Genomic DNA, 12,261 nt, shown 5'->3' on the forward strand with positions numbered 1-12,261 from the left:
AACGGCGGCGATTTTACAATCGTCCGCGCCAGGCAAGGCCGCAAAAGAAAAGCGCCCTGAATATTTATCGGAAACATCCAGCAGCGCCGTTGCGCCGGATGTTTTCCCGCCCTTTGCGGGCCGCCGCCCGAACAAAGGGCGGCCTGCGGTACATTTTCGCGCGCCTGCGGACACAAAGCCGCTGCCGTCACGCCATGCGAAAAGGCATCCCGCCTTGCACTGCCCCCGGATTAAAACACCCCTTTAAGATTTGCGCGATAATTTGCCGCCTTGCGCGGCGCAAAACTCAGACGAACCTATAAGTCCGGCGAGTATTTAAGGCAAGGCAGTAAATTGGCTGCGGCGGCAGTATGATTCCAATCTGGGAACAGCAAGAATCCGCAAGCGTTTATTTGGATGTCCCCTGTACATTTGTCGGCACATAAACCACTAAACCCCGCAAGGCGCAAAAATGATCCTTGCGGGGTTTTTGGCCTTGCCGGAAAAGCTGCCCTTGCCAAACGCGTTGTAAGGCATCGCGGATGCCCATTATCCAAGTTTCAACCGAAAAACATCATGGTTGCCAATACTTGCTGCCTTCGTCGGTCAAATCCTTAAAAAGCACGGTGGACAAGTAACGTTCCCCGGTATCGGGCAGAAGCGCCACGATGGTTTTGCCCTCGTTTTCCGGGCGCAGGGCAACTCTGGCCGCGGCAAAGGCCGCCGCCCCCGACGATATGCCGACCAGCAGCCCTTCGGTTCTGGCGAGCACGCGCGCGGTGTCGATCGCTTCTTCATTTTTTACTTTGTAGATTTCATCAACTACTTTAAAGTCAAACACTTTAGGCACAAACCCGGCGCCGATACCTTGTATTTGATGCACCCCCGGCGCCCCGCCCGACAGGACGGGGGAGTCCGCCGGCTCGACGGCGACGATCTTGACGGCGCTTTTTCTGCTTTTCAGCGCCTCGCCCACGCCGGTAACGGTGCCGCCCGTACCTACGCCGCCAACGAAAACATCCACTTTGCCGTCCGTGTCCCGCCAGATTTCCTCGGCGGTAGTCGCCCGGTGTATGGCGGGATTGGCCGGATTGTTGAATTGCTGCAATATAATGGCGGACGGTACGGAAACGGAAAGTTCTTCCGCTTTCCTTATGGCGCCTTTCATGCCGTCCGCGCCGGGCGTCAGCACCAGTTCCGCGCCCAGCGCCTTGAGCAGGGATCGCCTTTCCAGGCTCATGGTGTCGGGCATGGTCAGGATGATCCTGTAGCCGCGAGCCGCCGCCACAAAGGACAGCCCGATCCCGGTGTTGCCGCTGGTCGGCTCAATAATAACCGAATCGGCGCGCAGCAGCCCTTTTTCTTCCGCATCCAGAATCATCGACAAAGCTATTCTGTCCTTCACGCTGCCGGCGGGGTTGAAATATTCCAGCTTCAGCAGAAGGTCCGCTTTTATCCTGGCTAATTTCAAAAATGATTTCGGCCGCAAAAGCGGGGTATTGCCGATCAGGTCAGTTAAAGAATCCACAGCGGTGGCCATTTGCATACTTCCTTTCTTTGTTGAATTATCACAGTTGCGCTTCTTTTATATTATCAAAAGGATTGCTTTCGTACCACTCCTTTCGGAAAGGCAAGGCTACGTTGGCCGCTATTTTTTTCGCCAGATTGGTATTTTGGAAAGCCCTCGCCGCTTTTCTGGCCAGCTCAAAGGCGCCCGAATAGCCCATGTAGTTAAAGGACTGCCCATAAAGCGGCGTAGTCGTCAGCCCCAGTTTCGTCGCCCAGCCGTTGGCGCCGCCGTGCCCGACATATAAATCGGGCTTAAGTTTTTTCAAAATGACCATCTCTTCCGCCGGTTGGCCTGGCGCAACGTCAATAACGGCGTCCTGGTCGTTTATTTCCTCAATCATCGGCACGGCGAAATGATCGAAGTTGTGCGGTTTTAAGCCCAGCACCCTCATTCCCAGCGACTGATAAAATTCGGCGGTGGTAAATATGCGCGTTTCCCCGCCGCCGACAAATACAGTCTTGTTCTTGAGCGCCGCTTTCAGCGGCTCCAGCGCCTCCGTCAGTTGGCTTGTCTCCAATTGGATGAGGTTCTCGGTTTCTTTTTCCAGGCGCATGGCTTTGCCAATGGCGCGCAGCCATTTGTTGGTATTTTTGATCCCGATTGGCAGAGTGTCTATTATATACTCCGTGCCGAACCGTTCTTTTAAGTGCCCTACCAGATAATCGTCGTGCGTGGCGCAAATGCTTATATTAAGCGCCGCTTCGCCCATGCGGGCGATTTCGTCAATATGCCCGAAAAGCGGCAGCACGTTAACTTTGAGGCCCAGCGCCGTAAGCAGCCTGGAAAGCTCCACCTCGTCGCCATAGCTGGTAGATCCGACGTTTAAAAGGTTGACCGTTCTGTTTCTTACATACTCTTCCCCGGCGTCCAGAAGCGCCGCCCCAACATCGTTCGGCACGGCGCGCCTGTAACGGGCGGGCGGGTCGGCCAGTTTTTTCAGCAGGCCGTGGTAAGCGGCGTCATAGCCGCTGGCGACAAACTTGCTCCGAAACCCTTCGCAGTGTACCGGAACCACGCGGGCGGACAATTGCGCGTCCAATTCGTCAAGCAGCGGGTCTATGTCGTCGCCGATAATGCCCGGGACGCAGCTGTTGCCTACTACGATGACGTCAGGCCGGTACTCTTTTTCGGCGTAAAGCACCGCGTCGCGCAGTTTCTGCTGGCCGCCGTCAATAACGTCGCGCTCGTCAAGATTGGTATGCATCCATACTACATCCTGGACCGGCTTCCCTTTCAGCGCGCGCGCCGTCTTATTAAACCCCGCCAGCCCGATGTTGTTGGAAGCGCAGCCAAGCGGGCCGTGTATGATGACCACGACATTTTGAAAAGTCCGCACTATGCCGAGCGCCAAAGTGAGCTGGCAACCGTTGCCCTGCGCGAATTTCCTGCTGTTGAACTTGAGGCATCCTTGCCCCATGCCCGTCTTCAAGCCGCAGCAAGAACCGCCGAAAGCGGTCGTCGCCTGTATGCGCTCCTCGCGCGTCGGAGCGGCGTCCGCTCCAAGATAATTATAGGTCAAGCCTTTGGTCAATTCGTTTTCCGCCATTTACTTCCCCTCCCCGCGCCGTTCATTTTGCCGAATGTGCGCTTTTCGGCTACCGGTTGGCCACCAGCGCGGAAAAAATGTCCTCCGCCAGCGTCAAGGCGCCCCGATAACCTGTATATCCTTTATTTAAAACCGCCCTGTTGGTAACCGGAAAAACTACCGGCAAAAAGCCCGCGCCCACCTTTTGCGCCGTGCCGGCTTCCAAACTGCTGCCGATGAGAAACGCGGGGCTTAAAGCGTTGTAATATTTATCGTTGCGATTTTGCGGCCAGCTCTCTTTGATATGTTTGAGCAGCTGCCCGGTGTTTTGTTCAAAAACCAGCTTGGGCTTTGCCAAAGAAGTGATGTTTTTATACTTTTTTTCGTATTTTTTCCGGCTGAAGTCGTCCAGTTCCTCGTTTATCACCACCAAGTGCGGTATCCAGCCGAGATCCTCGCTCAAAAAACTGACGAGGGGATAAGCGTAATTAATATCGGCGGAAACTATGGCGTAACGCTGCAGATCAATGTCGCCGTAGATTTCCAGGAAACGCTGGAAATAACTGTAATAATATTTTCTTTCTTCGTTTATGACCGTTTCCAGGTCAACATCTTTAATTTCCAGGGGATCGGCTATTTTGCGCAGGAAGTTTTCCGTTCCCGTGTCGCCGATCGGCAGATCGGTCGTTATATAGGGCATGCCGTGTTTTTCTTCAAAGGTTTGCGCGGCCTGCAAACCGTGTTTTTCCGAAAACACTATATTAAGGCCCGCGCCGCCGTATTCGCGTATTTTGGCGATGGTCTCCCCGTCGCCGAAAAAGCTGTTGGCCTTTATGCCCAATTTGCCGAGCAACTGGACTATATTGCTTATATTGCCCCGGCAAAAAACATCTTGCCCCGGCATGATGCCCAGAATATTTACGGTTTTCTTGTCCTTTTTTGCCTTGGGGCTGATAAAATCGGCGGCGAGCGTACTGAGCACCAGATCGTAGCCCTTGAAGCCATTGCCGGCGAAACCGGGCGTACTCGCGCAAAGCACCGGATATTTCCCGCCTTTGAACCGCCCGGCTACGCTCTGCGCGTCGTCGCCGATAATTTCCACCTGGCAGCCTGTAACGACAAAATACAAATCGCCGTCCATTACCTTGATCGTATGCTCAATTTGCTCTTCTAACCGGTCTTCGCCGCCAAAAACAATATTCTTTTCAATGATGTTGGAAGTCGGGGTCATGGTGCCGCTGCAATAATCCGCCCCCTTGTAAGCGCCGCCAAGATTGTAGGCGGCGGAAAGCGTCTGCGCGCAGCCGCCGGAAGCGTGGACGACGGGGATCGCCCTGGGCAGGGACGAAATAGTTACAAGGGCGCCGCCCAAAGCGCAGGTGGTTTTGGCTCGTTCAATAAAACCTGACACAAAAACATCTCCTTGCTTTTTACTGTTCTATGGCCGCGTTAAGATCGCGCACAAGCCGTACGATGTCTATCCCATGCGCCGCCGCCCCTTGCTCTATGCTCTCAAAATGCGCTATGGCGCAGCCTATGCAGCCCATGCCGTGCCGGGAGAACACTTCTGCGGTCTCCGGATGCCGGCCCACTACTTCGCCGATGCCGTTTTCTTTGGAAATGGACATGTTCCCACCTCATTTTATTTTTGCTCATATGTTTATGGCCAAAGCTTGTTGTTCCTTTTCATGCGCCGCTACGCTCTGCTGGGCGATAATGGCCGCGCCCAGCGCTCCGGCGTAGATGGTGTCAAGGTTGACTTTGCTGAAAGGATATTTTAGAATGTCTTCCAACGCTTTTTTCATGCCGGCGTTATTAGAAACTCCGCCGGTGAAAATGATATCAGGCGCAAGCCCCATCCTATTCAGCAGATTTTTCACGCGGCGCGCTGTGGCTAAATGTATGCCGGCCGCGATATCGGCGCGTTTTCACAGGTTCTTACTTTTTGTAATAAGGATTAAACTCGTTAGTATAAATATCCGATGCTTTTACATCGCCTTTTATCTCATCGAATTCCCGTAACAAATCGATCCACACTGTAATAGTTTCTTCTTTGATTATGCCGTCCGGCGCGTAGTAGCCTTCCGTCATGTCCTGGCCTTTCAAGCCGCCGCCGGCCGCTTTGGCGGATATTTCCATCGCCTTTTCCGGGTTGGCGTTGGCCCAATTGAGCGTCTCAGCTGTAGCTGCGACAAAATTTCTTACTGTCTCGGGATTGCTTTTAATAAACTTGTCGGAGAAAAAGAGCGGGGTAGCGCCGCCAATCGTCCCCCAAATGTCATAATCGGAAAAAAGCACTTTAAACTCGCCGTCTTTGTCTATCTCCGCAGGTATCTTGTGCAACATGATCAAATCAAGGTCGTTCTGCCTGAGTGCCTGTTGCAGTTGTTTTTCCGGCAATATAATGATTTCCACTTTGCTTTTGGGGTTTTCCACGCCGTTTTTTTGCAAATAGGCGTAAGGAGTATATTCATGGCATCCACCTGTTTGGGTTATGCCAATTTTTTTGCCCAAAAGATCCTTTGCGCCTTTGATAGGGCTGTCTTTCCTGATAACGCCAACCATGTGCGGAACGCGTTTGGATGTTTCCTGTCCGCCTACGACCGCCTTGACTTTGGCACCAGCAGAAATGCCGGCTATTGTCCTGTTTATGTGGGAAGGATGCGTAACGTCGACTTTGTCTGCCACTACTGCGGCAATGGCCTGCGATGAAGGGACAGAGCCCACGATCTCTAATTTGATGCCATGTTTGACAAAGAAGCCCTGACTGTTTCCCACCTCGAAAATATCGGGCGTAAGCGAACCGGACTTTTTCGGCACCCTGACGACGGAAAGTTTCCTGCCGCCTGCGTCTGCCGCTTCTTTGCCCGCTTGTTTCCCGGTGGAGCAGCCGGCACATAAAATTAAAACAAAGAATAAGGCAAACCAAAATCGTGTATTCTTCTTCATACTGATATCCCCTTTCCTCTACCGTTTTCCCGCCAACGACCTGTTGCGGCAAAAGCCGTCAGGCCAGCATTTCCACAAAAGCCTTTATCCTTGTCAGCACTTGCCCGCTGGGATTGCCTACTTGGAAAGACCCTTCCAAACTGATGCTTGGTATGCCTTTTTCATGAAAATATTTCCGCCAAAGCTCCCTGTCCACGCTGGCGAAAGAGCAGCCCAAATAGCCATAGAAAATGATTCCCTTGGCTTTTAGCCGCTCCACTTCCGCTTCGATAAAATCGCGGGCATACACGCTGGCACCAGCTCTTTGGCTGTTGTACACATAATTGATTAAAGATTGTATAGGCGGCAGGGTTTCGTCATATAGTTTAGGTATGCTGCGAAAGCCCAAAAGTGCACCGTTGGACTGGTCAATGGCTTCATAAAGGCCAAATTCCTGGCCTGTGCCACCTCCCCAAACCAAAGGAATCACTCGCTTAAGCTCCGATTCATTAACAGGCTGGTTTTCCAATTCAGCCAGCAGAAGATCCACCGCATCCTCAAATTCATCCGGTTTGCCAAAATAATTGCTGACGCCGACATTCAGCATAAGAATAGTGGGCAGGCTACGGATATAAAACGGGTGTTGAACGCGTAAGTCCAATATTTTTTTGACTTTTTTGATCAAACGGTTGCTGCGCAGAATTTCGCCGCGCAATTTTTCTTCGTCAATTTCTCTTTTGCCTGTCAGCCATTCGGCGACATCATAAAGCTGTTCGGCGAAAAAATTGGCAAGCTCCTGCAGCCGGATGCCGGTGACGGAAGGCGCACGATACAGCACATCGTAGTTAAAAACGTCATAACCCTCCCGGCGCATGATTTCCCAAGACAGATTGTAAGGTTCGCAATTGGAACTTCCGCCGAGTATCTTTTTAATTCCGCCGCCCTGTCGGAGATGCCATTGTCCCACCGTACATTTGACCATAGAACAGGTTTCGGCAGGAAACTGGTAGTAATCCTCGGCGATGAGCATTTCATCCATAGTGCTGTAACGGCCCATTTCCGTGTACCCCGCTGGAATGGCGTCAAGGCTGTAGAGAAAAAGCGGCTCCCAATTATAAGTATGGCACCAGACGGCTTGCCTGCCGTTCGCATGGGCTTTCTCCGCATCGGGGATATAAGAGGCCACAAGATTGAGTATCTTTTTCACCGCCGGAGAGTAGTCGTGCAATTTTTTGTTGTAAGAAAGATAATCTTTCTGAAACCCATCCGTTTTCGCGCTGTCCATGCCTTGCACCCATCATCCCTTCTCTCATCTTCTTAAATAATGTGGATTAAATTTATTGGCTCATAAAAACATAAACTCTACAAACTGCCTTTTTCTTGGCGCCCGCTTGTTATCTGACCGCTGCCGCAGATAGGGCTGAATAAGCGCAATCTGCACGGCCAATGAAAACAAAGATTCAAATTGCCAGCCTGCATTTTCTTCCCCTTATCGTTTAATTTTGCCGAGTGCTTTTAGATGTTTATGGCCAAAGCTTCCTGCTCGTTTTCATAATTTTTGATGCTTTGCTGCGCTATGGCAGCCGCCCCCAAAGCACCGGCATAAATGGCGTTCAGCCTAACAGCGATGAATTTTTGCCCGAGCACTTCTTCTACTGCCTGTTTCATGCCTACATTATTGGAAACCCCGCCGCTGAAAAGAAGTTCCGGCACAAGGCCGATGCGGTTAAACAGGTTCTTGACGCGCCGGGCGTTGGCCAGATGTATTCCGGCCGCTATGTCGGAACGTTTTTCATTTTTGGCCCGCAACGAAATTACTTCCGATTCAGCGAAAACCACGCACTGGCTGCTGATATCGGAAGGCTTGGTGGCTTTTAAAGCTTCTGCGCCCAGTTCTTCCGTAGTGAGACCCAGCAGTTCGGCCGCTTTTTCCAAAAAACGGCCTGTTCCCGCCGCGCATTTGTCATTCATGATAAATTCCACGACTTTTCCGTTTTTTTTGTCCACCCGGATCGCTTTAGCGTCCTGGCCGCCGATGTCAACGATGGACTGCACGTCGGCGTTCAGATAGTGAGCGCCCATGGCGTGGCAGGAAATTTCCGTGATTATTTTCTTTCTGATGCCGCCGGCATCGAAGGCTATGCGCCCATATCCTGTGCCGACCACGTACTCTATATCGCCGGCTTCTATTTGGGCTTCGGCGCTGATTTTTCCCAAAAGCCTGTCTACCGTCTGTTGGGTGAAAACCGCCGTGGGTGTTATGGCTGTGTATATTTTTCCCTGGCGCAGCAGCACCGCTTTGCCTGTGCGGGAGCCTATATCAATGCCCAAAGCCGTTGATTCGTCCAGTTCGCCTGCCACGCGCCCGTCCAGCGCGTCCTCAAATTTTACGCCCATGATCTTCCCCCTTGTCCATATTCTGCGCTTTTCTGCTATATTTAAGTATTCGGCCTGTGTACGCATATTGTCTATTGCGCCAAATTCCATAAAAATCCCGATTCCGAATGCCGTTGGCCGCTTAAGCCGATTTTACCTCGCCTTTTTTTCCCCTTTCCCCTAAAACCTCAATAAAAGCCTCCAGCCTGGTTTTCAATTGGCCCTGATCGCTGGCTGAATAATCAAGAGCGATTTCCAGCACGGGAATGCCAAGTTCTTGGTAATGTTTAAAGAATTGATGCTTGATCTGCCCGTAACAGGGACAAAATTTCAGATAAACATATAGTATGCCATCCACTTGGTATTCCTTGGCCAATTGGCCGGATATCTCTATGCGCTCCTGCAAAGGCTTCATTCTGGTGCAGGGCGATTGGTCAAGGTAACCTTCCGCTATCGCCCTATAAGGGTCGATGGTTTCGTCTATCTGATAGCTGACATTCCTCGCCCCCGTACAATGATCCTCTATTACCACGCGGGCGCCCGCGATGTCCTCCACCAATTCCAAAAGCCGCCTGTCTCCATCGGCCACGATGCCGCCCGCCATCATCAGCCTGATAGGCTTTCGGCCATCATCTGCTTTGCTCAGGATTTGGCGGTAAATTTCTTCGTAAAGCGCAAGCAATTCATGGGGAGGCAGATAATAATAGGCCTTGACCAAATCGAGGAAATCCTTGCCCGTGATCGGTGGGTTTTCCCTTTTGCGCAGGTCGGAAATGGTTTTCAAAGATCGCCTGACTTGGTTATAAAGTTTTATTTGCTCTTTCACGGCTTCTGCGGCAATGTTATTGCCGGAGAGTTTTTCCAAGTCTTCTTTAAAATTAAGTATTTCCCTATGATAATAATCGCGGGAAGACGCTTTGTGCCTAAGCCGTGGCAAGGTGAAAATTTCCGAGGAGGTGAAGAAGTCCCCTATGGCCTCCCCCACTTTCTTGATGCAGTCGCAGGTATAGAATGTATAAACTTTGTCCAAGGCTTTGTAGAGCGCTACGCCTTCCTTGAAGGCGCCCAGAATGCTCTTGGTAAAGTCGCAGAAAACGCTTTGCGTGATCAATTCGCCGCTGGCCACTATCTCCGTGTTGCCCATCTTAAAAAGGCGCATTTGATTCACGCCGGCGGCGTTTATCAGCTCCAGCGGCGTATAAGTGCAAAGATAGCCAATGCTTTTTTTTCCGGTTTTTCCCTCAATAATGCTATTTTGGTAAGCGATCAGGCGTTCTTCCAGTTTGCCAAGATTTAGGCTTGCCCTTTCTTTTTCTTTCCGGCCTGCGGACGCGCCTCCTGCCGCCAGAAATTGCCGGGCGTGGATAGCAGCGCCCAGCGCCCCTGCGTATACGGCGTTAAGCTTAAACTCGCTTATAGGATAGCCAACTAAGTCCTCAATGGCTTTTTTCATGCCGACATTGTTGGAAACGCCGCCGGAGAAGGCAATACCCGGTTCTATGCCTACCCTGCTCAGCAGATTGCGCACGCGCCGCGCCGTTGCAAGGTGTATTCCGGCCGCCACGTCTTCGCGGCTGGCACCTTTTGCCCTTAACGAAACCACCTCCGATTCGGCGAAAACTACGCATTGGCTACTGATTTCCGCAGGCGCTTGCGACTCTAGGGCAATCGGCCCGAGCTCTGTCAGGCCAATATCCAACAGTTGGGCTACCTTTTCCAGAAACCTGCCTGTACCTGCCGCGCATTTGTCATTCATGACAAACGACACCACCTTGCCTGTTTCCGGGTCTACCCTGATTGCCTTGGAGTCTTGCCCGCCTATGTCGATAATAGTTTTGATGCTGGCATTCAAATAATGCGCGCCCATGGCGTGGCAAGATATTTCCGTAACTATCTGGCTCGGCAGACGATCGAAGCTCATGGCCACGCGGCCATAGCCTGTGCCGACAATATATTTGATATCGCCGTAGCGCTTCCCGGAAACTTTTAAAAGTTCCGCCAACAATGTATTGGCCGTATCTTGCATGTTCACATCGGTAGGCAACTGCGCGGCGTATAATTCGCCGCCGTCCAAAAGCACAGCTTTGGCTTCCCGCGAGCCTATATCTATGCCCACAACCGTATCGCCACTTATTTCCCGATATAGCCTTGCGTCAATAACCTCGTTTATTTTCATAACATGTTTCCCTTCTTTTCCTCGCGTTTTGCGATATTATCTTTGCTCGTCCGCCGATCTTGCCCTTGAATGAGATCTCATTCAAGGGCAATCTTTCCAGACAGTCAGCTTGCGCTCAAGTTTTACCAAAAGTAAATTAACGATCATGCCAAGGCTAATAAGAGTAATTATGGCACTGTACATTTTTTCTATTTCTTCCTTGTGCTGTGCGTCAAATATCAGATATCCCAGGCCGGAGGACGCGCCAAGCATCTCCGCCGCCACCAGCACCACTATGGAGCGGGTCGCGCTTATTCTAAGGCCTGTCAGGATAAAAGGGATCGACGCAGGCAGCACCACCTTCACAAACAATTGAAAAGTGGAAACGTTCATCGTCCTAGCGGCTTTTATATAGATAGGGCTGACTGCGTTAACTCCTTCTATTGTATTGATAAGGAGAGGCCAAAGCGCCCCCCAGAAAATAATGCCGATCTTGGCTGTTTCGCCCAGCCCGAAAATCAAAAGCACCACCGGATAAAGGGCCAAGGATGCTGTATTTCTGAAAAGCTGAACTATAGGATTGAAAATACGGTTGACACGATTGAACCAGCCCATGGCTACGCCCAATGGAATAGCCGTCGCGACCGCTAAAAAAAATCCTGCCAAAGATCTTTGTAAACTTATATAAATGTGTTCAGGCAATTCCCCAGAGAACATTATTTTAAGCCACTCCGACAGTACGCGCAGGAAAGACGGCAAAGTCCTTTCGTCTATAATGCCAAGCGAAGGGCCAACTTGCCACAAAAACAGCACGAAGCAAATGACGGCGCTTTTTTTCAGCCAGCGGCCAATTCTTGAAGTCCTGAACATGCGGCATCCTCTCATCCTTTGCTGATATCTTCCCGCCATACGGTGAATTTTTTTTCGAGATGGAACAAAAGAGTATTTAACGACACGCCGATGACAGAAAGGATGATGATGCCGCCGTACATTTCCGGCACGGCGTATCTGGCTTCATAATAGAAAATCATGAACCCCAAGCCAGCATTGGCGCCTACCATTTCCGCCGCTATCAGCACTAGGATGGAACTGGCCGCCCCCAATCTGACGCCGGTAATTATATAAGGCAAGGCCGCTGGCAAAAGAACCTTGAAAAGCAGTTCAAAATCGTCAATGCCCATTGATTTGGCCGCTTTGACCAAAATACGGTCGACATTCTTGACTCCGACAATGGTATTAAGCAAAACCACCCAAACAGTTCCCCACATGATAATGGAAATTTTGGCTTTTTCTCCTATTCCAAATAGCAAGATAAAGATCGGATAAAGAGCCAATACCGAACAATTGCGGCAAGCCTGCACTAACGGATCCGCTATCTCTTCGAACTTTCGGAACCAGCCCATAACGATGCCCAAGGGAATTGCCACCAAAAGCGCCGCAAAAAAGCCTATCCCCCAACGAAAAAGGCTGATATTAAAATGCTTGAAAAATTCGCCGGTGTAGATCAACTTGGCGGTATGGCTCACTACTTCGCTGAAAGGGCAAAGGAGGAAAGGGTCTACCAACCCCATCCTTGGGGATATTTCCCAAAAAATAATAAGCACAAATATGATAAAAGACCTTTCCAAGAAAGAAGCTATCGTCTTGGCCGCTCTGCAGTCAGAGCGGACGCTTTCGTCCTTAGCAACTCTGTCGGCTATGTCGGTATTTATATTAACTGGCAACTCA

At 50.9% G+C, this 12,261-nt stretch carries 11 protein-coding genes; all 11 read right to left on the reverse strand.

What is annotated here, in order from left to right; all coding sequences use genetic code 11:
- Positions 1-553: 553 nt before the first annotated feature.
- Positions 554-1,519, reverse strand: coding sequence for a cysteine synthase A (gene cysK, locus LBO03_08115; GenBank protein MDR3349547.1), 966 nt, complete (start codon positions 1,517-1,519; stop codon positions 554-556).
- Between the two features lie 28 nt (positions 1,520-1,547).
- The gene (locus LBO03_08120) at positions 1,548-3,095 is read right to left on the reverse strand and encodes a hypothetical protein (protein MDR3349548.1); all 1,548 of its coding nucleotides are present in this window, start codon (positions 3,093-3,095) and stop codon (positions 1,548-1,550) included.
- Between the two features lie 49 nt (positions 3,096-3,144).
- Positions 3,145-4,485 carry a hypothetical protein gene (locus LBO03_08125; GenBank protein ID MDR3349549.1) on the reverse strand — a complete coding sequence of 447 codons (1,341 nt, stop codon included), beginning with the start codon at positions 4,483-4,485 and terminating at the stop codon, positions 3,145-3,147.
- A gap of 19 nt (positions 4,486-4,504) precedes the next feature.
- A complete protein-coding gene (locus LBO03_08130; protein ID MDR3349550.1) occupies positions 4,505-4,702 on the reverse strand; it encodes a DUF1858 domain-containing protein in 198 nt (65 codons plus the stop codon).
- A gap of 24 nt (positions 4,703-4,726) precedes the next feature.
- Complete coding sequence (locus tag LBO03_08135) at positions 4,727-4,990, reverse strand: hypothetical protein (GenBank protein MDR3349551.1); 264 nt, start codon at positions 4,988-4,990, stop codon at positions 4,727-4,729.
- A 22-nt stretch (positions 4,991-5,012) separates the two neighbouring features.
- On the reverse strand, positions 5,013-6,023 hold the full coding sequence (locus LBO03_08140) for an ABC transporter substrate-binding protein (protein MDR3349552.1): 1,011 nt from the start codon (positions 6,021-6,023) through the stop codon (positions 5,013-5,015).
- A 58-nt stretch (positions 6,024-6,081) separates the two neighbouring features.
- Entirely contained in the window at positions 6,082-7,287 is a 1,206-nt protein-coding gene (locus tag LBO03_08145) for a 2-hydroxyacyl-CoA dehydratase family protein (protein ID MDR3349553.1), read from the reverse strand.
- 230 nt (positions 7,288-7,517) lie between these two features.
- On the reverse strand, positions 7,518-8,399 hold the full coding sequence (locus LBO03_08150; GenBank protein ID MDR3349554.1) for an acyl-CoA dehydratase activase: 882 nt from the start codon (positions 8,397-8,399) through the stop codon (positions 7,518-7,520).
- A gap of 121 nt (positions 8,400-8,520) precedes the next feature.
- A complete protein-coding gene (locus LBO03_08155) occupies positions 8,521-10,554 on the reverse strand; it encodes an acyl-CoA dehydratase activase (GenBank protein MDR3349555.1) in 2,034 nt (677 codons plus the stop codon).
- A gap of 81 nt (positions 10,555-10,635) precedes the next feature.
- Positions 10,636-11,403 (reverse strand): ABC transporter permease, encoded by a 768-nt coding sequence (locus LBO03_08160; GenBank protein ID MDR3349556.1) that lies wholly within the window; start codon positions 11,401-11,403, stop codon positions 10,636-10,638.
- An 11-nt stretch (positions 11,404-11,414) separates the two neighbouring features.
- Positions 11,415-12,257, reverse strand: a complete 843-nt coding sequence (locus LBO03_08165) for an ABC transporter permease (GenBank protein MDR3349557.1) — start codon at positions 12,255-12,257, stop codon at positions 11,415-11,417.
- Positions 12,258-12,261: the final 4 nt, after the last annotated feature.

The sequence above is a fragment of the Acidaminococcales bacterium genome, assembly GCA_031290885.1.
Taxonomy (GTDB): domain Bacteria; phylum Bacillota; class Negativicutes; order Acidaminococcales; family JAISLQ01; genus JAISLQ01.

Bases quoted from the DNA above. Each gene is read 5' to 3' on its own strand.
- cysK (MDR3349547.1), bottom strand. From the start codon at position 1,519: ATGGCCACCGCTGTGGATTCTTTAACTGACCTGATCGGCAATACCCCG.
- LBO03_08160 (MDR3349556.1), bottom strand. From the start codon at position 11,403: ATGTTCAGGACTTCAAGAATTGGCCGCTGGCTGAAAAAAAGCGCCGTC.
- LBO03_08155 (MDR3349555.1), bottom strand. From the start codon at position 10,554: ATGAAAATAAACGAGGTTATTGACGCAAGGCTATATCGGGAAATAAGT.
- LBO03_08120 (MDR3349548.1), bottom strand. From the start codon at position 3,095: ATGGCGGAAAACGAATTGACCAAAGGCTTGACCTATAATTATCTTGGA.
- LBO03_08130 (MDR3349550.1), bottom strand. From the start codon at position 4,702: ATGTCCATTTCCAAAGAAAACGGCATCGGCGAAGTAGTGGGCCGGCAT.
- LBO03_08150 (MDR3349554.1), bottom strand. From the start codon at position 8,399: ATGGGCGTAAAATTTGAGGACGCGCTGGACGGGCGCGTGGCAGGCGAA.
- LBO03_08145 (MDR3349553.1), bottom strand. From the start codon at position 7,287: ATGGACAGCGCGAAAACGGATGGGTTTCAGAAAGATTATCTTTCTTAC.
- LBO03_08140 (MDR3349552.1), bottom strand. From the start codon at position 6,023: ATGAAGAAGAATACACGATTTTGGTTTGCCTTATTCTTTGTTTTAATT.